General features: G+C 68.6%; 28 protein-coding genes and 2 pseudogenes. 22 read left to right on the top strand and 8 right to left on the bottom strand.

The window, feature by feature from the left end; translation table 11 throughout:
* Nucleotides 1–19: 19 nt before the first annotated feature.
* Nucleotides 20–700, top strand: a complete 681-nt coding sequence (gene lepB, locus ACFJIX_RS27545; RefSeq protein WP_377155864.1) for a signal peptidase I — start codon at nt 20–22, stop codon at nt 698–700.
* Nucleotides 701–800: 100 nt separating this feature from the next.
* On the top strand, nt 801–1,511 hold the full coding sequence (locus ACFJIX_RS27540) for a glutathione S-transferase N-terminal domain-containing protein (protein ID WP_377155863.1): 711 nt from the start codon (nt 801–803) through the stop codon (nt 1,509–1,511).
* A 184-nt stretch (nt 1,512–1,695) separates the two neighbouring features.
* On the opposite strand, the gene ACFJIX_RS27535 is transcribed toward ACFJIX_RS27540, so the two are convergent.
* Nucleotides 1,696–1,965, bottom strand: a complete 270-nt coding sequence (locus ACFJIX_RS27535; RefSeq protein WP_377155862.1) for a SlyX family protein — start codon at nt 1,963–1,965, stop codon at nt 1,696–1,698.
* On the bottom strand, nt 1,962–3,809 hold the full coding sequence (locus ACFJIX_RS27530; protein WP_377155860.1) for a DUF885 domain-containing protein: 1,848 nt from the start codon (nt 3,807–3,809) through the stop codon (nt 1,962–1,964). The genes ACFJIX_RS27535 and ACFJIX_RS27530 overlap by 4 nt, the downstream gene beginning before the upstream one ends.
* 136 nt (nt 3,810–3,945) lie before the next feature.
* Here ACFJIX_RS27530 and ACFJIX_RS27525 point away from each other — a divergent pair, with 136 nt between their 5' ends.
* The 3 genes from ACFJIX_RS27525 to ACFJIX_RS27515 are packed head-to-tail and all read left to right on the top strand — an operon-like array spanning nt 3,946 to nt 4,917.
* A complete protein-coding gene (locus ACFJIX_RS27525) occupies nt 3,946–4,314 on the top strand; it encodes a helix-turn-helix transcriptional regulator (protein ID WP_377155858.1) in 369 nt (122 codons plus the stop codon).
* Nucleotides 4,295–4,699, top strand: a complete 405-nt coding sequence (locus tag ACFJIX_RS27520; protein WP_377155857.1) for a hypothetical protein — start codon at nt 4,295–4,297, stop codon at nt 4,697–4,699. The genes ACFJIX_RS27525 and ACFJIX_RS27520 overlap by 20 nt, the downstream gene beginning before the upstream one ends.
* Nucleotides 4,696–4,917 carry a hypothetical protein gene (locus ACFJIX_RS27515; RefSeq protein ID WP_377155855.1) on the top strand — a complete coding sequence of 74 codons (222 nt, stop codon included), beginning with the start codon at nt 4,696–4,698 and terminating at the stop codon, nt 4,915–4,917. Before ACFJIX_RS27520 ends, ACFJIX_RS27515 begins: the two co-directional genes overlap by 4 nt.
* A gap of 6 nt (nt 4,918–4,923) precedes the next feature.
* Here the strand turns inward: ACFJIX_RS27515 and ACFJIX_RS27510 are convergent, their stop codons facing one another.
* A complete protein-coding gene (locus tag ACFJIX_RS27510) occupies nt 4,924–6,786 on the bottom strand; it encodes a ferrous iron transporter B (protein ID WP_377155854.1) in 1,863 nt (620 codons plus the stop codon).
* Nucleotides 6,779–7,099, bottom strand: coding sequence for a ferrous iron transport protein A (locus tag ACFJIX_RS27505; RefSeq protein ID WP_377155852.1), 321 nt, complete (start codon nt 7,097–7,099; stop codon nt 6,779–6,781). The genes ACFJIX_RS27510 and ACFJIX_RS27505 overlap by 8 nt, the downstream gene beginning before the upstream one ends.
* A gap of 601 nt (nt 7,100–7,700) precedes the next feature.
* Between ACFJIX_RS27505 and ACFJIX_RS27500 the strand changes: the two genes are divergently transcribed.
* The 13 genes and pseudogenes from ACFJIX_RS27500 to dut all read left to right on the top strand — a co-directional run bounded on the left by ACFJIX_RS27500 (nt 7,701) and on the right by dut (nt 18,877).
* Nucleotides 7,701–8,483 (top strand): BMP family protein, encoded by a 783-nt coding sequence (locus ACFJIX_RS27500; RefSeq protein WP_377155851.1) that lies wholly within the window; start codon nt 7,701–7,703, stop codon nt 8,481–8,483.
* Nucleotides 8,405–8,587, top strand: a complete 183-nt coding sequence (locus tag ACFJIX_RS27495) for a hypothetical protein (RefSeq protein WP_377162127.1) — start codon at nt 8,405–8,407, stop codon at nt 8,585–8,587. The genes ACFJIX_RS27500 and ACFJIX_RS27495 overlap by 79 nt, the downstream gene beginning before the upstream one ends.
* A 25-nt stretch (nt 8,588–8,612) precedes the next feature.
* Nucleotides 8,613–9,941 (top strand): annotated as a pseudogene (locus ACFJIX_RS27490) (ABC transporter ATP-binding protein); the annotation flags it as partial.
* A gap of 262 nt (nt 9,942–10,203) precedes the next feature.
* The gene (locus tag ACFJIX_RS27485; protein WP_377155849.1) at nt 10,204–11,361 is read left to right on the top strand and encodes an ABC transporter permease; all 1,158 of its coding nucleotides are present in this window, start codon (nt 10,204–10,206) and stop codon (nt 11,359–11,361) included.
* Nucleotides 11,354–12,319 carry an ABC transporter permease gene (locus ACFJIX_RS27480; protein ID WP_377155848.1) on the top strand — a complete coding sequence of 322 codons (966 nt, stop codon included), beginning with the start codon at nt 11,354–11,356 and terminating at the stop codon, nt 12,317–12,319. The genes ACFJIX_RS27485 and ACFJIX_RS27480 overlap by 8 nt, the downstream gene beginning before the upstream one ends.
* 2 nt (nt 12,320–12,321) lie before the next feature.
* A complete protein-coding gene (gene cdd / locus ACFJIX_RS27475; RefSeq protein WP_377155846.1) occupies nt 12,322–12,768 on the top strand; it encodes a cytidine deaminase in 447 nt (148 codons plus the stop codon).
* 395 nt (nt 12,769–13,163) lie between these two features.
* Nucleotides 13,164–13,673 carry a purine-nucleoside phosphorylase gene (locus tag ACFJIX_RS27470; protein ID WP_377155845.1) on the top strand — a complete coding sequence of 170 codons (510 nt, stop codon included), beginning with the start codon at nt 13,164–13,166 and terminating at the stop codon, nt 13,671–13,673.
* A gap of 125 nt (nt 13,674–13,798) precedes the next feature.
* Nucleotides 13,799–14,260 carry a hypothetical protein gene (locus ACFJIX_RS27465; protein WP_377155843.1) on the top strand — a complete coding sequence of 154 codons (462 nt, stop codon included), beginning with the start codon at nt 13,799–13,801 and terminating at the stop codon, nt 14,258–14,260.
* Nucleotides 14,260–14,562, top strand: a complete 303-nt coding sequence (locus ACFJIX_RS27460) for a hypothetical protein (RefSeq protein ID WP_377155841.1) — start codon at nt 14,260–14,262, stop codon at nt 14,560–14,562. The genes ACFJIX_RS27465 and ACFJIX_RS27460 overlap by 1 nt, the downstream gene beginning before the upstream one ends.
* Nucleotides 14,563–14,716: 154 nt before the next feature.
* On the top strand, nt 14,717–16,036 hold the full coding sequence (gene deoA / locus ACFJIX_RS27455) for a thymidine phosphorylase (protein ID WP_377162021.1): 1,320 nt from the start codon (nt 14,717–14,719) through the stop codon (nt 16,034–16,036).
* A 158-nt stretch (nt 16,037–16,194) separates the two neighbouring features.
* Nucleotides 16,195–16,968 (top strand): tRNA (guanosine(46)-N7)-methyltransferase TrmB, encoded by a 774-nt coding sequence (trmB, locus tag ACFJIX_RS27450; RefSeq protein WP_377155840.1) that lies wholly within the window; start codon nt 16,195–16,197, stop codon nt 16,966–16,968.
* Between the two features lie 169 nt (nt 16,969–17,137).
* Nucleotides 17,138–18,367 (top strand): bifunctional phosphopantothenoylcysteine decarboxylase/phosphopantothenate--cysteine ligase CoaBC, encoded by a 1,230-nt coding sequence (gene coaBC, locus ACFJIX_RS27445; RefSeq protein ID WP_377155839.1) that lies wholly within the window; start codon nt 17,138–17,140, stop codon nt 18,365–18,367.
* A 60-nt stretch (nt 18,368–18,427) separates the two neighbouring features.
* Nucleotides 18,428–18,877 carry a dUTP diphosphatase gene (dut, locus tag ACFJIX_RS27440; RefSeq protein ID WP_377155838.1) on the top strand — a complete coding sequence of 150 codons (450 nt, stop codon included), beginning with the start codon at nt 18,428–18,430 and terminating at the stop codon, nt 18,875–18,877.
* A 265-nt stretch (nt 18,878–19,142) separates the two neighbouring features.
* On the opposite strand, the gene ACFJIX_RS27435 is transcribed toward dut, so the two are convergent.
* Nucleotides 19,143–21,512 (bottom strand): amidohydrolase family protein, encoded by a 2,370-nt coding sequence (locus ACFJIX_RS27435; protein WP_377155836.1) that lies wholly within the window; start codon nt 21,510–21,512, stop codon nt 19,143–19,145.
* The gene (locus ACFJIX_RS27430) at nt 21,416–22,543 is read right to left on the bottom strand and encodes a TolB family protein (RefSeq protein ID WP_377155834.1); all 1,128 of its coding nucleotides are present in this window, start codon (nt 22,541–22,543) and stop codon (nt 21,416–21,418) included. The genes ACFJIX_RS27435 and ACFJIX_RS27430 overlap by 97 nt, the downstream gene beginning before the upstream one ends.
* Nucleotides 22,544–22,784: 241 nt before the next feature.
* Between ACFJIX_RS27430 and ACFJIX_RS27425 the strand changes: the two genes are divergently transcribed.
* The 3 genes and pseudogenes from ACFJIX_RS27425 to ACFJIX_RS27415 all read left to right on the top strand — a co-directional run bounded on the left by ACFJIX_RS27425 (nt 22,785) and on the right by ACFJIX_RS27415 (nt 24,607).
* Nucleotides 22,785–23,303 (top strand): tetratricopeptide repeat protein, encoded by a 519-nt coding sequence (locus ACFJIX_RS27425; RefSeq protein WP_377155832.1) that lies wholly within the window; start codon nt 22,785–22,787, stop codon nt 23,301–23,303.
* Nucleotides 23,251–23,676: pseudogene (locus ACFJIX_RS27420) on the top strand (tetratricopeptide repeat protein); the annotation flags it as partial. The gene ACFJIX_RS27425 and the pseudogene ACFJIX_RS27420, both read left to right, overlap by 53 nt.
* Complete coding sequence (locus ACFJIX_RS27415) at nt 23,648–24,607, top strand: tetratricopeptide repeat protein (RefSeq protein WP_377155830.1); 960 nt, start codon at nt 23,648–23,650, stop codon at nt 24,605–24,607. The pseudogene ACFJIX_RS27420 and the gene ACFJIX_RS27415, both read left to right, overlap by 29 nt.
* Before the next feature lie 49 nt (nt 24,608–24,656).
* Here the strand turns inward: ACFJIX_RS27415 and ACFJIX_RS27410 are convergent, their stop codons facing one another.
* Nucleotides 24,657–25,289: an NAD(P)H-binding protein gene (locus tag ACFJIX_RS27410; RefSeq protein ID WP_377155828.1), complete on the bottom strand. Its 633-nt coding sequence runs from the start codon at nt 25,287–25,289 to the stop codon at nt 24,657–24,659.
* 291 nt (nt 25,290–25,580) lie between these two features.
* On the opposite strand from ACFJIX_RS27410, the gene ACFJIX_RS27405 reads away from it, so the two are divergent.
* On the top strand, nt 25,581–26,015 hold the full coding sequence (locus ACFJIX_RS27405; protein WP_377155827.1) for a VOC family protein: 435 nt from the start codon (nt 25,581–25,583) through the stop codon (nt 26,013–26,015).
* 2 nt (nt 26,016–26,017) lie between these two features.
* Here ACFJIX_RS27405 and ACFJIX_RS27400 read toward each other — a convergent pair whose 3' ends face one another.
* The gene (locus tag ACFJIX_RS27400; RefSeq protein WP_377155825.1) at nt 26,018–26,986 is read right to left on the bottom strand and encodes a cupin domain-containing protein; all 969 of its coding nucleotides are present in this window, start codon (nt 26,984–26,986) and stop codon (nt 26,018–26,020) included.
* Nucleotides 26,987–26,990: the final 4 nt, after the last annotated feature.

Below are 26,990 nucleotides of genomic sequence, written 5' to 3'. Positions count from 1 at the left end.
CCGACCCTGGAGTGTTGCCATGAAGATCCCCGTCGCCGTCTGGTTCCGCGAGAACCGCAGTTTCCTGCTGTTCCTCGCCGGCTTCCTGTTCTTCCGCACCGCGATCGCGGACTGGAACCCGGTGCCCAGCGGCTCGATGCGGCCGACGATCCTCGAAGGCGACGTCGTTTTCGTCGAGCGCGTCGCCTACGACTGGAAGCTGCCGCTGACCGACATCTCGCTGCGCCGCGTCGGCGAGCCGCAGCGGGGCGACGTCGTCACCTTCGGCTCGCCGCGCGACGGCACGCGGCTGATCAAGCGCATCGTCGCGGTGCCCGGCGATACCGTCGAGCTGCGCGCGGACCGGCTCATCCTCAATGGGCAACCGGCGGACTACGCGCCGGTGGAGGAGGTGGCCGAGGCGCTCGCGCCCGGCGTCGAGGTCCGCGGCGTGCGCGCGGTGGAGCACTGGGGCGGCCAGCGCCGCGTCGTGCAGTTCCTGCCCGAGGTCCGCGCGCGGCGCGACTACGGCCCGATCGTCGTGCCGGCCGACCAGTTCTTCATGATGGGCGACAACCGCGACAACAGCGAGGACTCGCGCTTCATCGGCCTCGTGCCGCGGCGGCTGATCATCGGGCAGGCGCATCGCGTGCTGGTCTCGGCCGACATCACCGGGCACTGGGCGCCGCGCTGGGACCGGTTCGCGGCGCCGCTGCGTTGAGCAGACACGGATCGCATTGACCCGTCGCGCGCAAGGTCTCTCGGGCGCCGAAGAGAATGGTCCGTCCATCCAGCCTTCACAACATCCAGACGGAACTTTCATGACGGACCTGTCCAGTTTTCCCATCACCAAGAAGTGGCCCGCGCAGCACCCCGAACGCCTGCAGCTGTACTCGCTGCCGACGCCCAACGGCGTGAAGGTGTCGATCGCGCTCGAGGAACTGGGCCTGGCCTACGAGCCGCACCTGGTCAGCTTCCAGACCGACGACCAGCTCACGCCCGAGTTCCTGTCGCTGAACCCGAACAACAAGATCCCCGCGATCATCGATCCCGATGGCCCCGGCGGCGAGCCGCTGCCGCTGTTCGAGTCCGGCGCGATCCTGGTCTACCTTGCCGAGAAGACCGGCCAGTTGATCCCGCAAGACCCGGCACGCCGCTACGAGACGCTGCAGTGGGTGATGTTCCAGATGGGCGGCATCGGGCCGATGTTCGGCCAGGTCGGCTTCTTCCACAAATTCGCCGGCAAGGACTTCGAGGACAAGCGTCCGCGTGATCGCTACCTCAACGAATCGAAGCGCCTGCTGGGCGTGCTCGAACAGCGCCTGACCGGCCGCGGCTGGATCATGGGCGACGAGTACACGATCGCCGACATCGCCATCTGGCCCTGGGTCAACAACCTGGTGGGCTTCTACGGCGCGGGCGACCTGGTCGGCTTCAGCGAGTTCAAGAACGTCCAGCGCGTGCTGGAGGCCTTCCTGGCGCGCGACGCAGTCAAGCGCGGGCTGAACATCCCGGCGCGCCCGGCGGCCTGAAAAGGCTCAGTACTTCCACCGCTGCTGGCCCTCACTCCCACCCTCTCCCGCAAGCGGGAGAGGGAGTCCGACCGGCGCCCTTCCTGCGTCTTTTCCGCAAGCGGAAAGGAGAGCCATCCCACCATCATTCTTGCGCCCTCTCCCGCTTGCGGGAGAGGGCAGGGGTGAGGGCCCGCGGCCTCACTCAGTAATGCGGCGGCAACTCGTCCCGCAATCCGCCGGTGCCGTCACCGCGGCCTTCCGGCACCTGCCGGCGCAACTGCATGACCTCGCGCACCAGCGCGTCGATCTGCTCCTGCTGTTTCGCGACCTGCGCGTTCAGGTGGTCGACGAGGTCCTCGGCGAAGCTGGCCTTGATTTCCAGCTCCGTGACGCGGGCCTCGAGGATGCGGACCTCCGGCGCCGTCGCATCGCTGCCGTCGGTGTTGCCGGTCTCGCCCTGACTCCCGCTCATGGCGCCGCCTTCGCGACCGGCTGCGACATCAGGTCCGCGATCACCGACACCGGCGCGTTCCCGTAGCTCAGGAACTGCTCGTGGAAGTCCTTCAGCTTGAAGTCCTTGCCCATCGCCACCCTGCGCTGATCGCGCAATTCCATGATGTCGCTGTAGCCGCTGAAGTAGCTCGTCAGCTGCACCGAGGTCAGCTGCACGCGGCGCCATTTCTCGCGCGCCTCGCGCTCGGTCTGGAAGGCCTGACGCTGCAGCAGGTCCAGCGCCTGCGCCTCGGTCATGCCCAGCACGTGCACGTTGTAATCCAGGATCGTGTTGGTGACGCTGCGCAGGTTCCACTTGCCCCACATCAGCCACATCTCCGGCGCATTCCCGCCGTAGCCGGACTCCAGCATCATCCGCTCGCCGTAGACCGCCCAGCCTTCGACCATCGCGCCGTTGCCGAACAGCGTCTTCACCAGCGACGGCGACTTGTTCGCATGCACCAGCTGCGTGTAGTGGCCCGGCACCGCCTCGTGGATGTTGAGGATCTGCAGGATCCAGCGGTTGTACTCGCGCAGCGAGCTCTCCGCCTGCTCGGGCGTCAGGTCGTCCAGCGGCGTCACGTTGTAGTAGGTGCGGTCCTGCGGCCGGTAGGGGCCGGGCGCCTCGATGCCGGCGCCGGCCACGCCGCGCTGGTAGACCGGCGTCTCGCGCACGATCAGCGGCTTGCTCGCGTCCTGCGTCAGCAGGTCGTGGTCGGTGATCCAGCGTTCCAGCTGCGGGATCTGCGCGCGGATCTCCTGGACGAAGTCCTCGCGCTTGACGTGCTGCTCGCTCAGCTTGCCGATCACCGCGCCGATGCGGGCGAAGCGGTCCTCCGGCTTGGGCGCGTCGCCCATCGTCTGCGTCCACAACTGGTCGGAGATCTGCGCCATCTGCTTCAACAGCGTCTCGCGCGCCGCCAACGCGCGCTGGTACATCTGCTCGGCCGAATGCGCCGACTGGATGTCGTAGCCGAACTTCTGCTCGTAGAGCGCCTTGCCCAGGCGGAAGCTGCGCGCCTTGCCGCTGGCCTTGCCGTCGGCCAGCAACTGCTTGAGCTGCGCGCGATAGCCCTCGACGGCAGCCTTCGCGCCCGCGATGCGATCGGCCAGCTGCTTGCGCTCCGCGTCGGTCAGCGAGGCGGCGTCCGCGCCTTGCGCGGCCTTGGCCACTTCATCGAGCACGCTCAGCACGCCCGGCGCCTGGTCGATCGCGAGCTGCGTGTGCTCCAGCGTCGGCTGCTTCAGCAGCGCGGCGCCCGCGCGGTAATACGCCGGCACCTGCGCCAGTCGCGCCGAGATCGTCTTCAGCCGCACCGGCAGCGGCGCGTAGTCCGTCGCGAGGATGTAGTCGATCGGGCCGGCGATGTTGAGGAAGGACGGATTCCACTCGTACTCGCGCAGCTCGGTCAGCTGGAAGCGGTCGCTGCGCAGCTTGTTGAGCAGTTGCCCGAGGTCGGTGCGCGAGGCCGCGCTCAGCGTCTTCACGTCGACGGCCTCGAAGCGCTTGAGCCAGTCGGTCGTGAAGCTCAGCGAGCGGGCGCGCATCGTGCGGTCGGGCGCGGGCAGCTCCGCGGCGAATTCATAGCGGCCGGCGCCGATGGCCGCGTCCGGGTCCAGGCGCCAGAGCGCCTCGATGTAGTCGTTGGCCAGGCGCTGGAAGCGCGTGTCGGCGTCCAGGGTCTGGTCCGGCGCGAGCTTGATGACACCGCGCGTCGGCTGGGGCGCGTCGGCGGCGGAGGCGATGCCGGCGGACAGCGCGCCGAAGCTGGTCAGCGCGGCCACGGCCAGCGCAGAGAGGGTGTGACGGGTGGGGCGATTCATCATGGGGCGCGAGCATAGCTTTGCGCGACCCGTCGGGACAGCATGCCAAAAGCAAAGGGGAGCAAAGTTCTTCGCCCCTGATCGGATGGCAAACATACTGGCCATTTGCCTATAAATTGGCTAGTATGTTTGCCATATGAGCGCCGACCACAGCGTACTGAACCGTCATCTCCTCCTTCAGCTGGGTGAGCGGCTGCGGGCTTTGCGCATTGCGCGCGGGATGACGGCGCTGGAGATGGCGGCGAAGGTGGGCGTCAGCCGCATGACGCTGCGCGCCGTGGAGTCTGGCGACCCCAGGACGTCGATCGGGATCTACCTGTCCGTCATGACTGTCCTGGGCGTCAACCAGGAAATCGCGATGCTTGCGGGAGACACGTTCGCCCCCTGTCACACCAGGGTCCGCTGCGGCCCGCTCACGGCTGCTGCCGACGCCGGTGAAGCTGGAGATATCCACCGACCCCGCCAAGCATCGGCTCCAGGATCTCTTGAGCCTCTCTCTGCATGAAGAGGCGGTGCGTCTGTTGCGCAAGAAGCCGGAACTGGTCCAACTCGCTCGCGAAACGCTGACGCAGTGGATGAGGACGAATCCCGCATCGAGGTCATTTCCCCTTTGGCAGGAGTGGCTCAAGATTGTGGAGTCCAAGGCGTGGAGCAAGGTGCTTGCCAAGACAGCACTCGCCCAGCAATTGCGCCAGACATCGCCGCTCGGCGCATTGGTGCCGGAGCAGACCAGGCAGCGCGTCCTCAACCAGATGGCAGAACTCAAGAATGGGTTGCAATTCCAGAGTCCAGTCTCGGAAACGGTGGGCCGGCTCAACGAGCAGCAGGCGCCTGCTGTCGAAGAAGTCCGCATTGTCGGCAGGTCAGCACGAGGGCCCAAGCAGCCATGACGCGCGAGCAGCTTGAACACATCATCCGCGCAAGCGCGGCGATCACGAATCAGTACGACATCATGATCTTCGGCAGCCAGGCGATCCTCGGTGCCGATCCGAATCCGGCGGCCGTGTTCACTGCCTCCATGGTCGAGTCGAGGCCCGAATTCGGACTTACAGCGAGGTCGCTCCTGGCTCGAATCCGTCGATGGGCGAAGGATGCGGCTGTCGAGTAGACGACCTCAGGTCAGCAACCACCGGCTGATGTGGAACGTCAGCCAGGAGGCGACGTAGGCCAGCACGAACAGGTAGGTGAGCATGACGGCCGGGATCTTGTAGCCGCCGGTCTCGCGCTTGACCGCCGCGATCGTCGACAGGCACTGCGGCGCGAAGACGAACCAGGCCAGCAGCGAGAACGCCGTCGGCAGGCCCCAGGTCGAGGCGATCAGCGGCGTCAGCGCCTGCGCGGCCTCGTCGCCGGTGGCCGACAGCGAGTACACCGTGCCCAGCGCGCTGACCGCGATCTCGCGCGCCGCCATGCCCGGCACCAGCGCCAGGCTGATCTGCCAGTTGAAGCCGATCGGCTCGAAGATCGTCGCCAGGCCGCGGCCCAGGTAGCCGGCGAAGCTGTACTCGATCGCCGGGCCGGTCGCGCCTTCGGGCGCGCCGGGGAAGGTCGACAGCACCCACAGCAGCAACGTCAGCGCCAGGATGATGCCGCCCACGCGCTTGATGAAGATCTCCGCGCGCTGCAGCAGCCCGATCGCGACGTTGCGCGCATGCGGCCAGTGGTAGCTGGGCAGCTCCATCATCAGCGGGCGCACCTGGCGGCCCGCGTCGGTGAAGCGCTTCAGCAGCCAGGCCACGGCCATCGCCGCGATGATCCCGGCGAAGTACAGGACGAACAGCACCAGCCCCTGCAGCTCGATGCCGCCCCACAGCTCGCGCTGCGGGATGAAGGCACCGATCAGCAGCGCGTACACCGGCAGCCGCGCGGAGCAGGTCATCAGCGGCGCGATCAGGATGGTGACGAGCCGGTCGCGCGGATTCGCGATCGAGCGCGTCGCCATGATCCCGGGGATCGCGCAGGCGAAGCTCGACAGCAGCGGGATGAAGCTGCGGCCCGACAGGCCCACCGAGCCCATCAGCCGGTCCAGCAGGAAGGCCGCGCGCGGCAGGTAGCCGGACTCTTCCAGCAGCAGGATGAAGAAGAACAGGATCAGGATCTGCGGCAGGAACACCAGCACGCCGCCCACCCCTGCGATCAGGCCGTCCACGACCAGACTGCGCAGGTGGCCTTCGGGCAGCAGCGCGCCGGCCTGCGCGCCGAGCCAGGCGGTGCCGGCCTCGATCCAGCCCATCGGCGCCTCGGCCCACGCGAACACCGCCTGGAACAGGAAGAACAGCAGCACCGCCAGCAGGATCGGTCCCAGCACCGGATGCAGCACGAAGCGGTCGACCTTGTCGCTGGGCAGCTCGCCCTGCAGCGCGTCGAGGCCCAGCTCCTTCAGGATGTGGTTGATGCGCGCGGTGTCCTCGCCCTCGGCGGTGACGGACTCGGTGCGCCAGCGCTCCGGCTCGTCCAGCACCGCGCGCAGGTCGTCGATGCCTTCGCCGTCGGTGGCCACGGTGCGGATCACCGGCACGCCGAGCAGCGTGCTGAGCTTCTGCGTGTCGACCACGATGCCGCGACGCTGCGCCAGGTCGGCCATGTTCAGCGCGACCACGCAGGGCAGGCCCTGGCGCTGCACCGACAGGAACAGCCGCAGGTTGCGGCGCAGATTGGTCGCGTCCAGCACGCAGACGATCAGGTCGGGGCGCTTCTCGCCTTGCGCACGACCAGCCAGCACGTCGACGGTGACGCGCTCGTCCGGCGAGCGCGGATACAGCGAATAGGTGCCCGGCAGGTCCAGCACGCGCAGCAGCTTGCCGGCGGCGGTCTTCAGGCGGCCTTCCTTGCGCTCCACGGTCACGCCGGCGTAGTTGGCGACCTTCTGCCGGCTGCCGGTCAGGCGGTTGAACAGGGCGGTCTTGCCGCAGTTCGGATTGCCGACCAACGCCAGCAGCGGCCCGGCCGGGTGGATGTGAACGATGGACTCACGCATGGGCGGCTCCCGCCTGGCCCGCGCCCGCGTCGACCGCCGCCGTCAGGCCGCCGGGCGCGGCGCCTTCGAGCTCCACGCATTCCGCTTCCGCACGGCGCAGCGCGAAGGTCGACTGCCCGATGCGCACGACGAGCGGGTCCGCGCCGGGCATGGCGCGGGCCAGCACGGCGACGTGCTCGCCGGCGACGAAGCCCAGTTCCTCCAGCATCTGTTTCCATTCCGGCGCATGCGCCGGTGCCTGCAGCGCCTTGACGCGGTGCGCCTGACCGATGGTGGCCTGCGCGAGGGTGGGGACTTGGAGAACGGCGCTCATGTCGTAGGGATCTCGGGAGGAGCCTGCGGGCTTGCGAAGCGAAAGATTCTAAATGATAGTGATTCTCAACTTCTCTCGCCGAACGGGGGTGAGGGTTCGGTCAACCCGAGGGCGCACTGCGATTCGCCCAAAACGCGGTCCCTCGAAAGGGTGCGACCGCAGCGAGACGAGGCGACGTCGCCTCGCCCGAAGTCAACGAGCGCCAGTCGGACCGGGGTCAGCCAGTGGGGGCGGGGCCGGAATGACTCTGGGGGTCCCGGAGGGATGCCCCCTGAGTCGTGGAGAGCCCGCGCCTGGCAGATCGGAGTCGAGCAACGTAGGCACAAGACGTGCTACTCGATAGCGGCATTTCCTGGGCGGCGCAATGGCTCCGGCGAGGGAGCCACCTCCTGGAATTGACGACCCCGCAAACGTTTAGCGTTTACCTTGAGGTGGCTTACACTCGCGCCTTCTTAGAATGCCCGGCTGCTCCTCACCTTCGCATCGAGACCGCAAATGATGAAGTCCTTCCTGTCGTTCTCCCCCATCGCGGCTGGCTTGGCCTTGGCCCTGACTGCTGGCGCGGCGGCCGCGCAGACCACCCCGGCGGTGATCTTCGACAGTGGGGGGCAAGTTCGACAAGTCGTTCAACGAGGCCGCGTACCGTGGCGTCGAGCAATGGAAGAAGGACACGGGCGGCAAGTATCTCGAGTTCGAGATCAGCAACGAGACCCAGCGCGTGCAGGCGATCCGCCGCATGGCCGAGCGCGGCGCGAGCCCGATCATCTCGGTGGGTTTCGCCCAGGCCTCGGCGCTGAACCAGGTGGCCAAGGACTTCCCGAAGACGAAGTTCGTCATCATCGACGAGAAGGTCAACCAGCCCAACGTGCAGTCGGTGCTGTTCAAGGAGCAGGAAGGCAGCTTCCTCGTCGGCGCGCTGGCCGCGCTGACCAGCAAGACCGGCAAGGTCGGCTTCGTGGGCGGCATGGACATCCCGCTGATCCGCAAGTTCGAGTGCGGCTATGAGCAGGGCGCCAAGGCGGCCAACGCCAAGGTCGAGGTCTTCAAGAACATGACCGGCACGACGGCTTCGGCCTGGAACGACCCGACCCGCGGCGGCGAGCTGGCCAAGGCCCAGTTCGCCAAGGGCGTGGACGTGGTCTTCGCCGCGGCCGGCGGCACCGGCGTCGGCGTCTACCAGGCGGCCAAGGATGCCGGCAAGCTGGCCATCGGCGTCGACAGCAACCAGAACCACATCCAGCCCGGCACGATGCTGAGTTCGATGGTCAAGCGCGTGGACGTCGCCGTCTACAACGTGCTCAAGGAATGGAAGCCCGGCATCAGCGTGCTGGGCCTGAAGGAAGGCGGCGTCAGTACGCCGTCGACGCCAACAACGCCAAGCTGATCGCTCCCGCGATCAAGACCAGGCTGGACGCGTACAAGGCCGACATCATCGCCGGCAAGATCAAGGTCGCGGACTACATGGCGGACAACGCCTGCAAGAACTGACCCCTCGCGAGCGAGCGTTCCTGACATGACACAGTCCCCACGCGGCGCCGCCGCGCCCGCGGTCCGTCTGTGCGAGATCTCCAAGCGCTTCGGCGCGGTGCAGGCCAACCGGGCGGTGAGCCTGGCCGTCGAGCGCGGCACGGTGCACGGCCTGGTCGGCGAGAACGGCGCCGGCAAGAGCACGCTGATGGCCATCCTCTACGGCTACTACCACGCCGACGAGGGTCACATCGAGGTCGACGGCCAGCGCGTCACCATCGCCAGTTCGCAGCAGGCCATCGCGCTGGGCATCGGCATGGTGCATCAGCACTTCATGCTGGTGGATACGCTGTCCGCGCTGGACAACGTGATGCTCGGCGCGGAGCCGGCGTTCTTCCTGTCCCGCGCGAAGCGCCAGGTGCGCCAGGAGCTCGAGGCGCTGATGCGCGACACCGGCCTGACGGTGCGCCTGGACGCGACCGTCGCCGACCTGCCGGTCGGTGAGATGCAGCGGCTGGAGATCCTGAAGGCGCTGTACCGCGGCGCGAAGATCCTGATCCTGGACGAGCCGACGGCGGTGCTGACGCCGCAGGAAACCGACCAGTTGTTCGAGGTCCTGCGCCGCCTGCGCGAGCGCGGCACGACCATCCTGCTGATCACGCACAAGCTGCGCGAGGTGATGGCGCTGTGCGACGCCGTGACGGTGATGCGCGCGGGTGCGGTGATCAAGACCTGCGCGATCGGCGAGACCAGTCCCGAGGACCTGGCCGAGAGCATGGTCGGCCGCAAGGTCAACCTGGGCCGCGACGGCGGTGCCGTGAAGCCGCCGTCGGACCAGCCGGTGCTGAAGGCCGAAGGCCTGACCGTCGCCGGCGACAGCGGCTCCGGCGTGCACCTGCTGAGCCATGCGACGCTGGCGCTGCGTCCGGGCGAGATCGTCGGCGTGGCCGGTGTCTCCGGCAACGGCCAGAGCGAGTTGCTGGAAGTCCTGGCGGGCATGCGCGCGCCGGACGCCGGCACGCTGCACGTCGCGGGCCGCGACTTCCGCCCGACGTCATGGATGGATCCGCGCACGGCGCGTGAGCTCAAGCTCGCGCACGTGCCCGAGGACCGCCACGCGCTCGGCATGGTGCTGAGCTTCCCCGCGTGGGAAACGGCCGCGCTCGGTTATCACGAGCAGGACGCCTATCGCGCCGGCCCGATGGGCCTGGGCATGAACCAGCGCCACCTCCGCGCGCAGACCGCGGAGATGATGGAGCGCTTCGACGTCCGCCCGCGCAACGCGGAGCTGGGCTCGTCGAAGTTCTCCGGCGGCAACCAGCAGAAGCTGATCCTGGCGCGCGAGATCGGTCAGAGTCCCGCGGTGCTGCTGGTCGGCCAGCCGACGCGCGGCGTCGACATCGGCGCGATCGAATTCATCCACAACCAGCTGCGCCGCCTGCGCGACGCCGGCTGCGCGATCCTGGTCGTCTCCAGCGAGCTCGACGAGATCCTGGCGCTGGCCGATCGCGTGATCGTCATGAACGCCGGGCGCATCACCGGGGAGCTCGCGATCGACGAGTGCTCCGAGAAGAACCTGGGCCTGCTGATGTCCGCTTCCCCACTCACGAGAAGGCCGCTGGCGCGGCCGTGGCCCCATGAGCAGCCAAGCCTTGCAGATGCCGCGCTGGATGGACCTGGTCCTCCTGCCGCTGTGGAACCTGCTGATCGCGCTGGCGGTGGCCGGCGGCGTGGTGCTGCTGATCGGCGCGAGCCCGATGCAGGCGCTGTCGGTGCTGCTGGAAGGCGCGCTCGGCAGCGCGCGTGGCCTCGGCTACACGCTGTACTACACGACCACCTTCATCTTCACCGGCCTCGCCGTCGCGGTCGCCTTCCATGGCGGCCTGTTCAACATCGGCGGGGAAGGGCAGGCGACGCTGGGCGGCATCGGCGTGGCGCTGCTGTCGCTGTGGCTCGCGCCCAAGCTGCCCGGGTTCGTGATGATCCCGCTGGCGATCGTCGCGGCGGCGCTGTTCGGCATGGTGTGGGCCGCGGTGCCCGGCTACCTGCAGGCCTGGCGCGGCAGCCACGTGGTCATCACGACCATCATGTTCAACTTCCTCGCGGCCAGCCTCAATGGCTACCTGCTCGTGAACTGGCTGCGCCCGAACGGCTCGATGTCGGTCGAGAGCGATGCCTTCGCCGACTCGGCGCGCATGCCGGCGGTGCATGAGCTGCTGGCGAAGGTCGGCATCGAATGGCCGTCCTCGCCGCTGAACCTGTCGATCCTGCTGGCCGTCGCGGCCTGCGTCTTCGTCTGGTGGTTCCTGTGGAAGAGCCGCGCCGGCTACGTGCTGCGCGCGGTCGGCTCCAACCCGAGTGCCGCGCACTATGCCGGCATCAAGCCGCGCTGGCAGGTGCTGGCCGCGATGGGCCTGTCGGGCGCGTTGGCCGGGCTGGTCGGCGTCAACGAGATCGCCGGCGTGCAAGGCAAGCTGACGCTGGACTTCGTCGCAGGCGCGGGCTTCACCGGCATCGCGGTGGCGCTGATGGGGCGCAACCATCCGGTCGGCATCGTGCTGGCCTCGCTGCTGTTCGGCACCTTGTATCAAGGCGGCGTCGAGGTCTCGTTCGAAGTCCCCGGCTTCAGCCGTGAGATGGTCGTGACGGTGCAAGGCCTGATCGTGCTGTTCGCCGGCGCGATGGCGATGGTGAGCGCGCCGATGTTCGCGAAGCTGTATGCGGCCGTGGCCCGCAAGCGCGGCGCAGGCGTTGCAGGCGGCGCAGGCGTCGCTGGAGGGAAGTCGAATGGATGAGGTCCTGATCGGCTCCGTGCTGGCGTCGACGCTGCGCGTCACCACGCCGCTGCTGTTTGCCGCGCTCGCCGGCCTGCTGTCGGAGCGCTCCGGCGTCGTCGACATCGGCCTGGAAGGCAAGATGCTGTCCGCCGCGTTCGCCGCGGCGGCGGTGGCCAGCGTGTCGCACTCGACGACGCTGGGCCTGCTGGCCGCGATCGGCGTGGCCATCGCGATGTCGATGATCCACGGCTTCGCGACGGTGACGCACCGCGGCGACCAGGTCGTTTCCGGCGTGGCGCTGAACATGGTGGCCGCCGGGCTGACCGTGGTGCTGGGCATCGCGTGGTTCGCGCAGGGCGGCCAGACGCCGCCGATCGGCGCCGAGCAGCGCATCACCGGCCTGCTGCCGCAGTGGGCCGAGCCGACGCCCGGCAGCTGGGTGGCCTCGGTCATCGGCCACGGCCTGCTGAGCCACAACGCGCTGGTCTACCTGGCCTTCGCGCTGGTCGTCGTCGTGTGGTTCTTCCTGGAGCGCACCCGCCCTGGCCTGCGCCTGCGCGCGGTCGGCGAGAACCCGGCGATGGTCGACGCGGCCGGCGTTTCCGTGCCGCGGCTGCGCTACACCGCGCTGGCGCTCAACGGCATCCTGTGCGGCCTGGGCGGCGCCTACCTGACGCTGGCGCAGAACGCCTCGTTCTCCCCCAACATGACCGCGGGCCGCGGCTTCATCGCGCTGGCCGCGATGATCTTCGGCAAGTGGAAGCCGGTGCCGACGCTGTGCGCCTGCCTGCTGTTCGGTTTCCTGGACGCCGTCGCGATCCGCCTGCAGGGCGTGTCGCTGCCGGGCATCGGCGAGGTGCCGGTGCAACTGATCCAGGCGCTGCCCTACATCCTGACCGTGGTGCTGCTGGCCGGCTTCATCGGCCAGGCGATCGCGCCCAAGGCGCTGAGCAAGCCCTACGTGAAGGAGCGCTGATCATGAGCGCGAACCAAAGCCTGATCGCGGCGATCCCGCTGCCCGCCGACGTCATCGAACGCCTGCTGAAGGCCGCGCTCGATGCGCGGCAGCATTCTCATGCGCCGTATTCGAAGTACTTCGTCGGCGCCGCGGTGCTCGACGAGCACGGCCGCATCCACGCCGGCTGCAACATCGAGAACGCCGCCTACCCGCAAGGCTGGTGCGCGGAGACCAACGCGCTGGGCCACATGATCATGGGCGGCGGGCGCGTGGCGCGCGCGGTGATGGTCACCGGCGCGGGCTCGGAAATCATCACCCCCTGCGGCGGCTGCCGCCAGAAGCTGCGCGAGTTCGCGCGGCCCGACGACCTCATCGTGATCGCGGGCGACGCCACCGGCGTGCGCGCGCACTGGACGCTGGAGCAGCTGCTGCCCGCCAGCTTCGGTCCGGATCACCTGAAGCCCTGAACATCCCAATCGACGCGGCCGCCGTGGCCGCGACAGGAGAACGACCATGTCCATCCCCCTGCAAGGCGCCGAGCTCGACGCCGCCATCACCGCCAGCATCGCCACGCTGAAGTCGACCTTCGGCGAACAAGGCCCTGAAGTCGCCGTCGTGCTCGGCTCCGGCTGGTCCGGCGCCGTCGACCAGCTGCAGGACGTGCAGCATCTGCCGTACGCGAAGCTGCCCGCGTTCCCGCAGCCCAAGGTCGAAGGCCACGTGGCCGAGATCGCCGTGGGCCGCGTCGGCCAGCAACGCGTGGCGATGCTGCGCGGCCGTGCCCACACCTACGAGAGCGGCGACTGCACCGGCATGGCCGGCGCGATCCGCAGCCTGAAGGCCTGGGCGCGTGAAGGTGCTGGTGCTGACGAACGCGTCGGGCAGCCTGCGTTCGCATCAGCCGCCGGGCAGCCTGATGCTGATCTCGGACCACATCAATGCGCCGCAGCGCTCGCCGCTGACGGGCCTGCCGGGCAGCGACCGCTTCTGCGACATGAGCGTCGCCTATGACGCCGAGCTGCGCCAGCAGGGCTTCAAGATCGCCCGCGAGCACAACATGGTGCTGACCGAGGGCGTGTACGTGTGGGCCGTCGGCCCGCACTTCGAGACGCCGGCCGAGATCCGCATGTTCGCCGCCTGGGGCGCGGACGCGGTCGGCATGAGCACCGTGCCGGAGACCATCCTGGCGCGTCACGCGGGCCTGCGCGTTGCCGGCCTGGCGCTGATCACCAACATGGCCGCGGGCATGTCCGACGAGGCGCTGACGCACGCGCTGACGCTGCAGCAGGCGAAGGTCTCGGGCGACCGCGCGGCGGCCTACCTGGGCCACTACTTGGCCTCGTTGGCGACGCTGGAATCGCTCAAGGCCTGAGCGGCCGGGAGCGAAGATCGGGACGCGGCGCGTCCCGGTGGCCCCGTGTCCACGGACGTGACGGGCGGCGGCGGTCGCGCGCGACCTTCAGGGTAGAGCAGTAGGAGTAGTCGATGAAGTCGGAGATGAGTCTCGAACAAGCGGCGCGCCTGGCGCTGCAATGCCTGGACCTGACGAGCCTGAACGACGGCGATACCGCCGCCGACATCGAGGTCCTGTGCACGCGCGCGATCGGCGCGCCGGAGCGCGGCCACGTCGCGGCCGTGTGCGTGTGGCCGAAGTTCGTCGCGCAGGCGCGCGCCGCGTTGCCCAAGGACATCCGCGTCGCCGCGGTCGCCAACTTCCCCGATGGCAGCCTGGATCTGCCGCGCGTGCTGGCGGAGATCGACGCGATCGCGCAGGCCGGCGCGCAGGAGGTGGACGTGGTGCTGCCGTACCGCGCGCTGATGGCGGGGCAGTCGACCGAGGTCGGCGAATTCCTGTCCGAAGTCCGGCACGCGACGCGGCCGCTGACGTTGAAAGTGATCATCGAGTCGGGCGAACTCGGTTCGCCGCGCGCATCGCCGAGGCCACGCGCCAGGCGCTGATGGCGGGGGCGGACTTCGTCAAGACGAGCACCGGCAAGACCAAGGTGTCGGCGACCCCCGAAGCGGCCGCGACGATGCTGCGCGAGATCGCCGGCAGCGGGCTCGGCAACGCGGGCTTCAAGGCCTCGGGCGGCATCCGCTCGGTGGTGGATGCCCGCGCTTATCTGCAACTGGCGGCGGAGGCGCTCGGCGCCACCGCGCTGACGCCGCAGCGCCTGCGCTTCGGCGCGAGTGGGCTGCTGGGCGACATCGAGGCGGTGCTGGCCGGACAGGACAGCGCGGCGGTCAGCGCGGCGTACTGAGGCGCCGAAGAAGCGCTGAAGCACCACTTAAGCAGTACTGAAGCAGCGCTCCACAAGCGCACAGGAAGCGCTCAAGCAGCGCGCAAGCCGCGAAGCCCCACCCCGACCGACGAGGGGCGGGCGCACAACGACAACACATCGAAGGGACGCGGCGATCATGCTGGCGCAGGAAATCATCCGGACCAAGCGCGAGGGGCGCGCGCTGGACGAGACCCAGATCGGGCACTTCGTGCGCGGTCTGGTGGACGGCAGCTGGAGCGAGGGCCAGGTGGCCGCGCTCGGCATGGCGGTGTTCCTGCGGGGCATGGGGCGCGACGAGGCGGTCGCGCTGACGCGCGCCATGATGAACAGCGGCCGCGTGCTGAGCTGGCCGGACATGCCGGGCCCGGTGCTGGACAAGCATTCGAGCGGCGGCGTCGGCGACAAGCTGAGCCTGATGATCGCGCCGATGGTGGCGGCCTGCGGCGGCTATGTGCCGATGATCGCGGGACGCGGGCTCGGGCACACGGGCGGGACCGTCGACAAGCTCGAGGCCATCCCCGGCTACACGACGACGCCGGCGCCGGCCGACTTCGACCGCATCGTGCGCACGTTGGGCTGCGCCATCATCGGCCAGACCAGCGATCTGGCGCCGGCCGACAAGCGCTTCTACGCGGTGCGCGACATCACGGCCACGGTGGAGAGCGTGCCGCTGATCACCGCGAGCATCCTGTCCAAGAAGCTCGCGGCCGGGCTGCAGGGCCTGGCGATGGACATCAAGTGCGGCAACGGCGCGTTCGCGTCCACGCCGGAATTCGGACGCGAGCTTGCGCAGAGCATCGTCGACGTGGCCGGCGGCGCGGGCCTGCGGACCCGGGCGCTGATCACCGACATGAACCAGGTGTTGGGACAGGAAGTCGGCAACGCGCTGGAAGTGCGCGGCGCCATCGACTATCTGACCGGACGCCGGCCGCGCGAGGCCCGCACCCATGAACTCACGCTGGCCCTGTGCGCCGAGATGCTGGTGCTGGGCGGCATCGCGGCCGACACGGCCTCGGCGCGCGTGAAGCTGCTGGCGGCGCTGGACAGCGGCGCGGCGGCGGAACGCTTCGCGAAGATGGTCGCGGCGCTCGGTGGTCCGGCGGATCTGCTGGAGAGGCCCGAGGTTCACCTCGCGGCAGCGCCGGTCGTCCTTCCGATCCCGGCGCCGCGCGCCGGCCGCATCGTCGGCATGAACACCCGCGACCTCGGGCTCGTCATCGTCGAGCTCGGCGGCGGCCGCCGCCTGCCTGGCGATGCGCTCGACATGCGCGTCGGCCTCGACCGCTTCGCGCAGCTCGGCGATGTCGTCGCCGCAGGCGATCCCATCGCCTTCGTCCACGCCGCCGACGAGGCCTCGGCCGATCGCGCCATCGCGCAGGTGCTCGCCGCCGTCTCCATCGGCGACGCGCCGTCCTGGACGCCAGCACCGCTCGTCATGGCGGAACTCGGCTGAGACCGAGCACGTCTGCGGGACCCGGTGCCGGCCGCCCTCATACGCTGCACATGTTCCGCAAATCGGTCGGCCGGCACCGGGCCCCGCAGACCGGACGAGTCAGGTGATCGGGCCATGGGGCTCGGTAGAATCCCGGCCCTCGATTCCTGATTCCCGACATGTCCGATTCCATCGACCCCATCGACGATCCCATCGACAGTGACGACGCCAGCGACAAGGCCGGCACGCCGGCGGCGGGCGAGGGCGTCAACCATCCGAAGGCCCGCATCCGCAGCTTCGTCGTGCGCGCCGGTCGCATGGGCACCGGACAGGTCAAGGCGCTCGCGGAACTCGGACCGAAGTTCGTGCTGCCGTTCAAGCCTGAAGCGATGGACTACGAGGCCACCTTCGGGCGCAAGGCGCCCGTCGTCTTCGAGATCGGCTTCGGCATGGGCGGCCCGACCGCCCAGATCGCTCAGACCCTGCCCGGCGTCGACTTCATCGGCTGCGAGGTCCACGAACCCGGCGTCGGCGCGCTGCTCAAGCTGATCGGCGAGCAGGACATCCCCAACATCCGCATCTTCCAGCACGACGCCGTCGAGGTGCTGGACGGCATGATCCCCAAGGGCTCGCTGGCCGGCGTGCACATCTACTTCCCCGATCCCTGGCACAAGAAGCGCCACAACAAGCGCCGGCTCGTGCAGCCGCCGTTCGTCGCCAAGCTGGTGCAACACCTGGCCCCCGGCGGCTACCTGCACCTGGCCACCGACTGGGAGCCCTACGCCCAGCAGATTCTGGAGGTGCTGCGCGCCGATCCGGATCTGGAGAACACCTCGACCCGCGCGGACGGCTACGCCGACAAGCCCGAGTACCGCCCGCTGACGAAGTTCGAGAACCGCGGCCTGAAGCTGGGCCACGGCGTGTGGGACCTGGTCTTCAAGCGCAAGGTCTGACCCGTCGACTGCTCCCGTCCGTCGAGGCAAGTCACTCATCGGGCCCGTCGGGGCGAGTTCCCCACCGTGCCCGGCGCGGCGGGCACGCGCGTGACGAAGGTCAGGCGCGCAAGGACCTGCAAGGGCTTTCAGGCATCGCGAAAAGGTCGCGCTGGTAGAGTTCCTTCCTATGTCCGAATCCAACTCCCTCGCCGGTCGGCACGTCCTCCTGGGCCTGTCCGGCGGCATCGCCTGCTACAAGATCGCCGAGCTCACGCGGCTGCTCGTGAAAGCCGGCGCCACGGTGCAGGTCATCATGACGGAGGCCGCCGAGTCCTTCATCACGCCGGTGACCATGCAGGCGCTCTCCAACCGCCCCGTCTTCACCAGCCAATGGGATGCGCGCCCCGACAACAACATGGCGCACATCAACCTGACGCGCGAGGCCGACGTGATGGTGATCGCGCCCGCCAGCGCGGATGTCATCGCCAAGCTGGCGCAAGGCCGCGCGGACGATCTGCTGTCGCTGACGGCGCTGGCGCGTCCGGCGCACAAGTGCGCGCTGCTGCTCGCCCCGGCGATGAACCGAGAGATGTGGGCGCATCCGGCCACGCAGCGCAACCTGGCGCAGGTGCAGGCGGACGGCGCGTTGGTGCTGGGTGTCGGTTCCGGCGACCAGGCCTGCGGCGAAGTCGGCGACGGCCGCATGCTGGAGCCGATGCAGCTGCTGGCGCACGTGGTCTCGCATTTCCAGCCGAAGGTGCTGGCCGGACGCAAGCTGCTGATCACGGCCGGGCCGACCTACGAGGCGATCGATCCGGTGCGCGGCATCACGAACCGCTCGAGCGGCAAGATGGGCTTCGCCATCGCGCGCGCGGCGGCGGAGGCGGGCGCCGAGGTGACGCTGGTCGCCGGCCCCGTGCACCTGCCCACGCCGCTGGGCGTGACCCGCATCGACGTGCAGAGCGCGCGCGAGATGCTGGACGCGGTGCTGCCGCGCGCGGCCACGCACCAGGTCTTCGTCGCCACGGCGGCGGTCGCGGACTGGCGGCCGGCGCAGACGGCCGAACACAAGATCAAGAAGAACGCCAAGGCCGGCGAGGCGGTCGCGCCCGCGCTGACGCTGGCGGAGAACCCCGACATCCTGGCGACGGTCGCCGCGCTGCCGCATCCGCCGCTGTGTGTCGGCTTCGCGGCGGAGAGCCAGGACCTGATCAAGCACGCGCGCGAGAAGCGCCAGCGCAAGAACGTGCCGCTGATCGTGGCCAACATCGGCCCGGCCGCCTTCGGCCAGGAAGACAACGCGTTGACGCTGGTGGACGCGCGCGGCGAACGCGAACTCTCGCGCGCCGACAAGCTGACGCTGGCCCGCGAGCTGGTGCGCGAGATCGCGCAGCGGCTGACCACCTACGGCGCCTGAGGCCGTCGCAGTCCTTTGCGCTCCCTTCAGACGCCCTCGATTTCCATCTCGACTGATTCCATGACCACCATCGATCTGAAGGTGCTCGACCGCCGCATGGCCGAGCAACTCCCTGCTTACGCGACGACCGGCAGCGCCGGCCTGGACCTGCGCGCCTGCCTCGACGAGGCGATCACGCTGGCGCCTGGCGACACGGTGCTGGTGCCCACGGGCCTGGCGATCCACATCGGCGATGCGGGCTTGGCGGCGATGATCCTGCCGCGCTCGGGCCTGGGCCACAAGCACGGCGTGGTGCTGGGCAACCTGGTCGGCCTCATCGACTCCGACTACCAGGGCCAGTTGATGGTCAGCGTGTGGAACCGCGGCAAGGACACGTTCACGATCCAGCCGATGGAGCGCATCGCGCAGATGGTGATCGTGCCGGTGGTGCAGCCCACCTTCCGTGTCGTCGACGACTTCGACGTGTCCTCGCGCGGCGAGGGCGGTTTCGGATCGACCGGCAAGGCCTGACCCCATTCACCCCACTCCAAGCTGACTCGGACTCGGACTCAGACGTCGAAGTCGACTCCGACACCGACACCGACACCGACACCGAGTCCGACTTTGCAGTCGGACCGGTCAATCGCAGGCTGGAGTCAGCGAGTGTGAGTGGGGCCGGAATGGGGCTTGGGGTTCCCGGAGGGATGCCCCATGCCCCGTGGAGAGCCCGCGCTTGGCTGACCGGGGTCCAGCCGCGCTGGCCGACCGGGGTCTGCCCGCGCTCGGCCGACCGGGATCAATCCCCGTGCCCGTGTCCTTCTTCGACACCTGCGGCCATCGCATCCACCGGCGCGCTCGCATTCGCCCCATCGAAGAAGAACGGCTTGCGCGCCTTCTTCGCTGGCCAGACCTCGTTCATCGACGGGATGTCGAAGACCCGCCCGCCTTGCATGACCTGGCTGATGCGATCGCTCTGGCGGATGTCCTTCAACACGTCGCCGTCGATGATCACCAGGTCCGCGAGCTTGCCCGACTCCAGTGAGCCGATGTCCTTGTCCAGGCCGAGGTAACGCGCCGGATTGAGCGTCGCGGTGCGGATCGCCTCCAACGAGGTCATTCCACCCAGGCCCATCATCCACATTTCCCAATGCGCGCCGAGCCCTTCACGCTGCCCGTGCGCGCCGATGTTCACCGGCACGCCGGCGCGCTGCAGCTCGGTCGCGGTCTTCGCGACCTGGATGACGTTGAAGTCTTCCTCTGGTGCGGTCTCGCGGCGCACGCTGCGTGGCTCCAGCACGGCCTTGGGCACGAACTTGCTGAGGATCGGATGGCGCCACACGTCCGTGCGCGCGTACCAGTAGTGCTCGCCGTCCAGCCCGCCGTAGGCGACGTTCAGCGTCGGTGTGTAGCCGACCTGGGTCTGCGGCCACAGCTGCTTCACGTCGTCGTAGACCTTGGCCACCGGCAACGCGTGCTCCACGCCGGTGTGGCCGTCGACGACCATCGACATGTTCAGCTGGAACAGCGAGCCGCCTTCCGGCACGACCATCATGCCGGTCTCGCGCGCGGCTTCGAGCACCTGCTGGCGCTGATCGCGCCGCGGCTGGTTGTAGCTCTTCACGCTGATCGCGCCGGCCGACTTCAAGCGCTTCAGATGCGTCTGCGCGTCCTCGAGGCTGTTGATCACCGCGGAGAAATCGGCCTTCGCGCCGTACAGCACCGTGCCCGTCGAGAAGATCCGCGGCCCGACCACGCGGCCCGTGCGCTGCATCTCCGACTGCGTGTAGATGTCGCTGGTGCGGTTGGACGGATCGTGCAGCGTCGTCAGGCCGAAGGCCAGCGACGCGTAGTTGATCCAGCTCTGCTGCGGGACGATTTCGCTCTCGGCCATCGTGCCGTGCCAGTGCGCGTCGATCAGGCCCGGGATCACCGTCTTGCCGGCCGCCTGGATCGTCTCCGTGCCGGCGGGGATCGTCACCGACGCGCGCGGCCCGATCGCCGCGATGCGGTCGCCGTCGACGAGGATCGCGCCGTCCTCGATCACTTCATCGGGCTTGCTCGCGCTCATCGTGACGATGCGCGCGCCGACGATCGCGATGCGGCCCTTGGGCTTGTCGGCGGTCAGCGTCAGCTTGATCGGCGCGCCGCGTTCCGCGGGCTTGAAGCCCGGCTGCAGCGCCTGTGTCAGCGGCACGGTGAAGAGCTCGTTGCCCAGCGCGTAGTGCAGTGCATACGGCTGCGACTTGCCGTCGCCCGACCACTGCAGGTCGTCGCCCGCGTTGACGTCGAGCTTCTTCACCGGCATCGCCTCGGCCTTCGGGCCGACCGTCTGCAGTTTGCCCGCGGGCGCGAGCGGCGTGACGTAGGTGTGGAAGCGCTCGGTGAAGCCGAGCCACTGGCCGTCCGGTGATACGGTGAAGCGCGTCGCGAATTCGCTCTTGGCGACGGCGAACTCGCTGCGCTCGACCAGGTTCAGGCGCACCAGCTGGTGATTCGAATCGACCTCGCCCGTCGTCTGCTTGCGCGTGACGTAGAGCGTGTCGTTGTCGGCGCCGAACTGGGGCGCCTCGCCGTCCTTGGTGACGCGGCGCGGCTGGCCCTTGCCGTCGGCGGCGGCGACGTAGACGCCGGGCTCCAGGCTGTTCCAGGGCGAGGTCAGGAAGCCGCCCTTGGCCTTCTGATACGCGACGGTCCTGCCGTCCGGCGAGAACGCCGGCGACAGGTACTTGCCGGGCTCCGGCGTGACGATCGTGTCGCGGCCGCCGGCGAGGTCGAGCACGCGCACGCGGCCCTGGTCCGCGTCGGTCCAGCTCACGTAGACGAGTTGCTTGCCATCGCGCGAGAACGCCGGGAAGTACTCGAAGCGTTCCGTCTGCGACGTGAGTCGGCGCGCTTCGCCGACCGGTTGGCCGTCGCGCAGCTCGCTCGTGTAGAGATAGCCGGCGGACGAGAACACCACGCGCCGGCCGTCCGGCGAGACCTTGACCCAGCGCAGCATCTTCGAGTCGAAAGTCGCGGGCGCGACCTCATGCGCGAAGCGCAGGGCGGGCGTGATCTGGCGCTCGTCCTTCACGTGGAAGGGGATCTCCGCGGCGCTGGACTTGAACGGATCGATGCGCCAGAGCTTGCCCTGCGCCCATGCCACAACCTGCTTGGAATCGGGCATCCACGCGATGCCGGGTACACGCCGTGCACGGACCAGGACTCCTGCAGGTCGCGTTCCATGCCGGTCCAGGCGGGGAATTCGCGGCCGGTCTTCAGGTCCTTGAGGAACAGCGTCGTGCGGCTGCCCGAGGCGTCGCGCAGGCGGCGGATGAAGGCGAGGTACTTGCCGTCGGGGGAGGGCGTCGGCCGGATCGCGCCGCCGGGGCCGGTGACGAAGGGCTCGTTGGTGCCATCGGTCAGGTCCTGGCGGTAGATGCGGAAGATCTCGCCGGTGCTGTTCTTGTTGTATTCGAACTGGCGGCCCGGCGTGCTGTCCTGCGAGTAGTACAGGTACTTGCCGTCCGGCGAGAGCGCGGGCTCGCCGAGGTCCTTCTGCCAGTTCGGCTTCTCGTTGAGCTGCTGGCCCTTGCCGCCGTCGAGGTGATAGAGCCAGATCTCGCCGCTGCCCAGCGAGCGCGTGCCGGTGAAGTGCTTGCGGGCGGCGATGTACTTGCCGCTGGGATGCCAGACCGGGTTGTTGAGCAGGCGGAAGTCTTCGGTTGAGATCGCGCGGGCGTTGGTGCCGTCGGCGTTCATGACCCAGATGTTGTCGCCGCCGCCGGCGTCGGAGACGAAGGCGATCTGCTTGCCGTCGGGCGAGAAGCGGGGCTGCATCTCCCAGGCGATCGAGTGTGTCAGCGCCTTGGCTTCGCCACCGCCGACGGGCATCACGTAGAGGTCGCCGAGCAGGTCGAAGACGATCTGCTGGCCGTCGGGACTGACGTCGACCGACATCCAGGTGCCGGTGCGCACGTCGATGTTGGCGATCTTCTTCTCGCCGGGGGGCTGGTTGACGTTCCATTTCGCGGCGGGCGCGGAGGCGGCTGTGGCCGGAGAGGGCGCCGCGACCGGGGCATCAGCGGCGAAGGCGGCCGCCTGCAGCGCGAGCGCGAAAGCGAGCACGCCCGCGCGGGCGGGCGTGACGGCGAAGGCGTTGGCGCCATTGGAGGCGGTCGTCAGCGAGGACTGCTTCGTGAGCATCTTGTTCGTCATGGGGCACCCTGGGATGAAGAGTGCCGGCAGCATAGAGGCCGCCTACGCGCAAACCCGACCGGGTTTGCGAGGGCATGACGAATGGCCGTGCGAGTGGCGTGCAAGGTCCCGGCGCAAGCTTGGACTGGCTCGGCGATCGCCGACATAGGGATTGCCCCGCGCGTCAGGCCGGCGAATCCTCTCAGGCATGAGTCCGAAGCCGGTCCAGCGCGCCTCCACCCCTGCCATCGCCACGCCCGCGATGCTGGTCGTCGACGCTGACGAGGCGGCCTGCTGGGCCTTGCTCGACAGCGGAGACTGGGCCGCCGCGAACGCACGGTTCGCGGCTGTGTTGGCCCGGGAGCCGGACAGCCTGGGTGCCGCCCAGGGACTCGTGGCGACCCTGCGCAAGCAGCGGGATTTCGATGCGGCGGCGCGCGTGCTCGATGCCGCGCTGCGGCGCCACCCCGATGCCCTCGGCCTGCTCGCGGAGCGCGTCTGGTGTGCCCTCGACCAGAAACGGGATGCGGAGGCCTCGACACGACTGGACGAGATCATCGCCACGGGCCGTGCAGACGAAGGGCACTACTTGTGGAAGGTCGAACTCTTGCGGCGTGAGCGCCGGTTCGAGGAGGCCGAAGCGATGATCTCGCTGGCCCGCGCTCGTCTGCCCGGTGCTACGCGATTGAATACCGAGTCTGCGTGGCTCAGTTTCCATCGACGCGACCATGAGGAAGCCTTGCGTCGCTTCGAGGAGGTGCTCAAGAGCCGTCCCGGATGATGCGTCCGCTTGGCAGGGGCGCATTGCCAGCCTGCGCAAGCTGGAGCGTTTTGCCGAGGCGCGGGAAGTCGTGGCTCAAGGCATGACGAGTTGTCCCGATGCCGTGGGCCTGCTGGTGGAGAAGGGTTGGACCGCCTTTGACGAGGGGTGGTTGGAGACCGCGGAGCGGGCGTTCGCCACGGCGGTGCGGCGCGCGCCCGCGGACCCCCGGCTCAAGGTGTGCCTGGCGGCGGCGCTGGTGTGCCAGCGGACGGAGGATGATCATGTCCAGGCCGAAGCCTTGTGCCGCGAGGCCCTGAAGCAGGAGCCCGATCTGGCCGACGCGTTCGGTTGTCTCGGGCAGATTGCTTTCCAGCGCGGACGGTGGAGCGAAGCCGAGCGCCAGTTCCGGCGCGCGGCGGAGCTGGATCCCGTGTCCGGGCGCTGCGCGGATCTTGGAACGGTGCTGGCACGCATGGGGCGGGACCGTAGACGCGCAGAGGTACTTCCGCCGCGCGATCGAGATCGACCCCGACGACGTCTTTGCACACCTGCAACTCGGAAGCCTCCTGCTGACGCAGGACAAGGCGAAGCTGGCCATCGCGGAGTTCAATCAGGCGTTGGCCTTGGCGCCTCGCAATCCGGACGCCCACCGCGCGATGGCCGTCGGACTGATCGAGCTGGGCCGGTTGGACGAGGCCGAACTCATCCTGAGGCGTGGCCTGCGTGATGTGGATGTGGCAAAGAGCGGCACCTTGCATCTCACCTTGGCACAGTTGCTGGCGCGCCAGGGCGAGAACGCCTCGGACAACAAGCTGATCGAAGAGGCGCTGAAGGAAGTTGGCCTGGCGCTGACACGTCAGCCGAGAAGCTGCGCCGCGCTGTTCCAGCGCGGTCTGATCCGAGCGAAGCTGGGTGACCTGCGCGGTGCGTTGCAGAGCTTTCAACAGGTCCTCGCGTTGGACCGACATCACCTGCAGGCCGAGCTCAATCGACAACAGGTCGCGGCACTGCTGCGCCAGGAACGAAAACCGACTGGCGCCAGCCGCGTCGCGAGCGTGTTCCTGTGCGTGGTACTGCTGGCGCACCTGGGTGCGTTGTGGTGGCTGTTCATTGCCAGTGATCGTGTGAGTGCGACTGTCTTCGCGGCGCTGCTGCCGCTCCTGCTGGGGTTGCTGGTGGTCGCGTGCTTGCTGCCCTGGCTCAGCCGGCTCAAGCTCACCGGGCTGGAGGCCGAACTGAGCGTGCCCAAGGCCAAGGACACCTTGGCGAGTGGTCCCGAGGGCGCGCTCCGATTCGGCGACGAGACGCCGAAGTCGCTCTGAGCTGCATCCGGTCGGACCGATGCGTCTTGGGCGTGCAAGCGACAGGCAATCAGTTCATCTCGTCCGACGAGATCCATCGGAGTCCAGGTCTTGCCTCCATGACGGCCTTGAGCAACGCCGCCGCGATGCTGCTCGCCGGATTGATGCGGAACCTCTTCGGCAATACTGGCGTCAGGAGCCGGATCAGTGTCATGGCCGCGCCTTCGGCACGCCTGGTTTCCTGGCGCTCTCCTCCGATAAGGCTGGGTCTGCAGATCGTCAGCGATCGGAAACCGATGGCCTGAATGTCCCGTTCCACTTCGCCCTTGGTCCTCGTATAGAAGAACCGGGAGTCCGCTGACGCGCCGACCGCGCTCACGAGGGCGAAGGTCTCGACGCCCGCTGCGTGCGCGGCCTTTCCGAACGCGACGGGAAGTTCGTGGTCGACGTGTCGGAACGCTTCTTTCGAGCCAGCCTTGGCCTGGGTCGTGCCCAACGCGCAGATCACCGCTTGAGGCCTGAACGACGCCAACTGCGGAATCAGGTCTTCGAGGCGTGAGACCACCGGGTTCACGAGCTTCCCGGCGGGCGCCAAAGGCTTGCGCGTTGGCGCAATGACTTCGGAAACCGCATCACTGGCAAGCGCAAGCTCCAGCGCCTTGCTTCCCACCAGACCTGTGGCACCGAGCAGCAGCAGTCTCATCGTCGAATCTCCTCGCACGCGTAGCCGCAATGGTGGGGTGTCATGCGGAGTGTTCCTTGTGCCACCGCTCGACCTCTGGCCGATGGCGCTGAATGTACGCCCGCAGCCCTTCGAAGCAGCGGTGCGTCCGCCAATCAAACATCCACACGACGGGCGGTTCCAGCAGCCATCGCAGCCAGCGCGGCCCGACCTCGGAGGTGCAGGCGTAGATCAGCCACGAACGATCCGGGCGGAGGTCGCAGTCTACGGGGGGCTCAAAATGAGCGACATCGTTGAAGTGGAGCCAAGGACATGTCAATCAAGCGAATGGACAACGTCCTGATCGTTGTCGACGATCTCGAGGCCGTGAAGGCGTTCTTCATCGAACTGGGCCTCGAGCTCGAGGGCCAGACCGACGTGCAAGGTCCCGATGTCGGGCGCCTCATCGGGCTCGGCGACGTGCGGGCCACGCTCGCGATGCTGCGGACGCCCGATGGACAGGGCATCGAACTGGACAAGTTCCACACGCCGGACGCCGTCAGGTTCGGGCCCATCGACACGCCGGTGAACGCACTGGGTCTTCGTCGCATCATGTTCGCCGTGGAGGACATCGATGCCGTCGTGGAACGGATGCTCGCGCATGGCGCGGCACTCATCGGCCGGATGGAGTTCGGGACCGCTTACCGGCTCGTCTATCTCCGCGGGCCCGAGGGCATCATCGTCGGGCTGGCCGAACAGCTCGGCTGAATTCACCCCGCCGACAAGCGCCACGGATCCTGTCGCTCCGCAGCATCCTGCTGGCGGAACGCCTTGGGTGAGAGTCCGACCGTCCGCTTGAATACCTTCGAGAACCCGAACGCGTCGCGGTAACCGACCGCCGCGGCGACCGCCTCCAGGCTATGCCGCGTCTGCGCGAGCAACTGCATCGCGCGCTGCATGCGCACCACGCGCAGGTGATTCAACGGCGTGTCGCCCATCGCTTCGCGGAAGCGCTCCGCCAGCGCCGTGCGCGACAGGCCGGCCCGCTTCGCCAGCTCGTCGAGCGTCCACGGATGTGCCGGGTCGCCATGCATCAGTGCCACCGCGCGACCCACCATCGGGTCGTGCACCGCCAGGCTCCAGCCGACGCTCGTCGCCGCGCGCTTCGCGATCAGCTGGCGCAGCGCGTAGGTGAACAGCAGGTCCAGCAGGCCATGCGTGATGATCTCCGCGCCGGGCTCGGCCTCGCGCAGTTCCTCGACCAGCAGTCCGCCTGCCAGCGCGAGAGGCCCCAGCCGCGGCATGTCGGCCGCACGCAGCACCGCCCAGGTCGGCAGCTCCGCGAAGAACGGATGCACCGGTGCATGCCAGAACTGGTACGCGCCGCTGAGCACGGCGGCATCGATGCCCGTTGGCGTCCCGAACGCGCCGATCGCGCTGGACGACGAAGACCGCTGCATGTCGATGTCGTCGACGCGCTGCCCCTTCAGCGACGGGCGCAGGCTCAGCACGTGCGGATGACCGCGCGCCATCACGGCGATGTCGCCGCCGCTCAACTGCAGTGGCTCCTCCAGCTCCGGCGCATGGAGCATCACGCTGCCGCGCAGCACGACGTGCAATCCGATGCTGCGGTCGCAGGGGAAGCGCAGCGCGCAGTCGTCGGACAGCTCGCTGAGGTCGAGCAAGCGCCGCGACAGGCCCGTGTCGCGCAAAACAGCGCTCAACAGATCGATGCTCATGAAT

It is taken from the genome of Roseateles sp. UC29_93 (assembly GCF_042695725.1).
In the GTDB taxonomy this organism is placed as follows: domain Bacteria; phylum Pseudomonadota; class Gammaproteobacteria; order Burkholderiales; family Burkholderiaceae_C; genus Roseateles; species Roseateles noduli_A.
The sequence above is the reverse complement of the archived record's forward strand: the minus strand, read 5'-3'. Positions and strand labels throughout refer to the sequence as shown.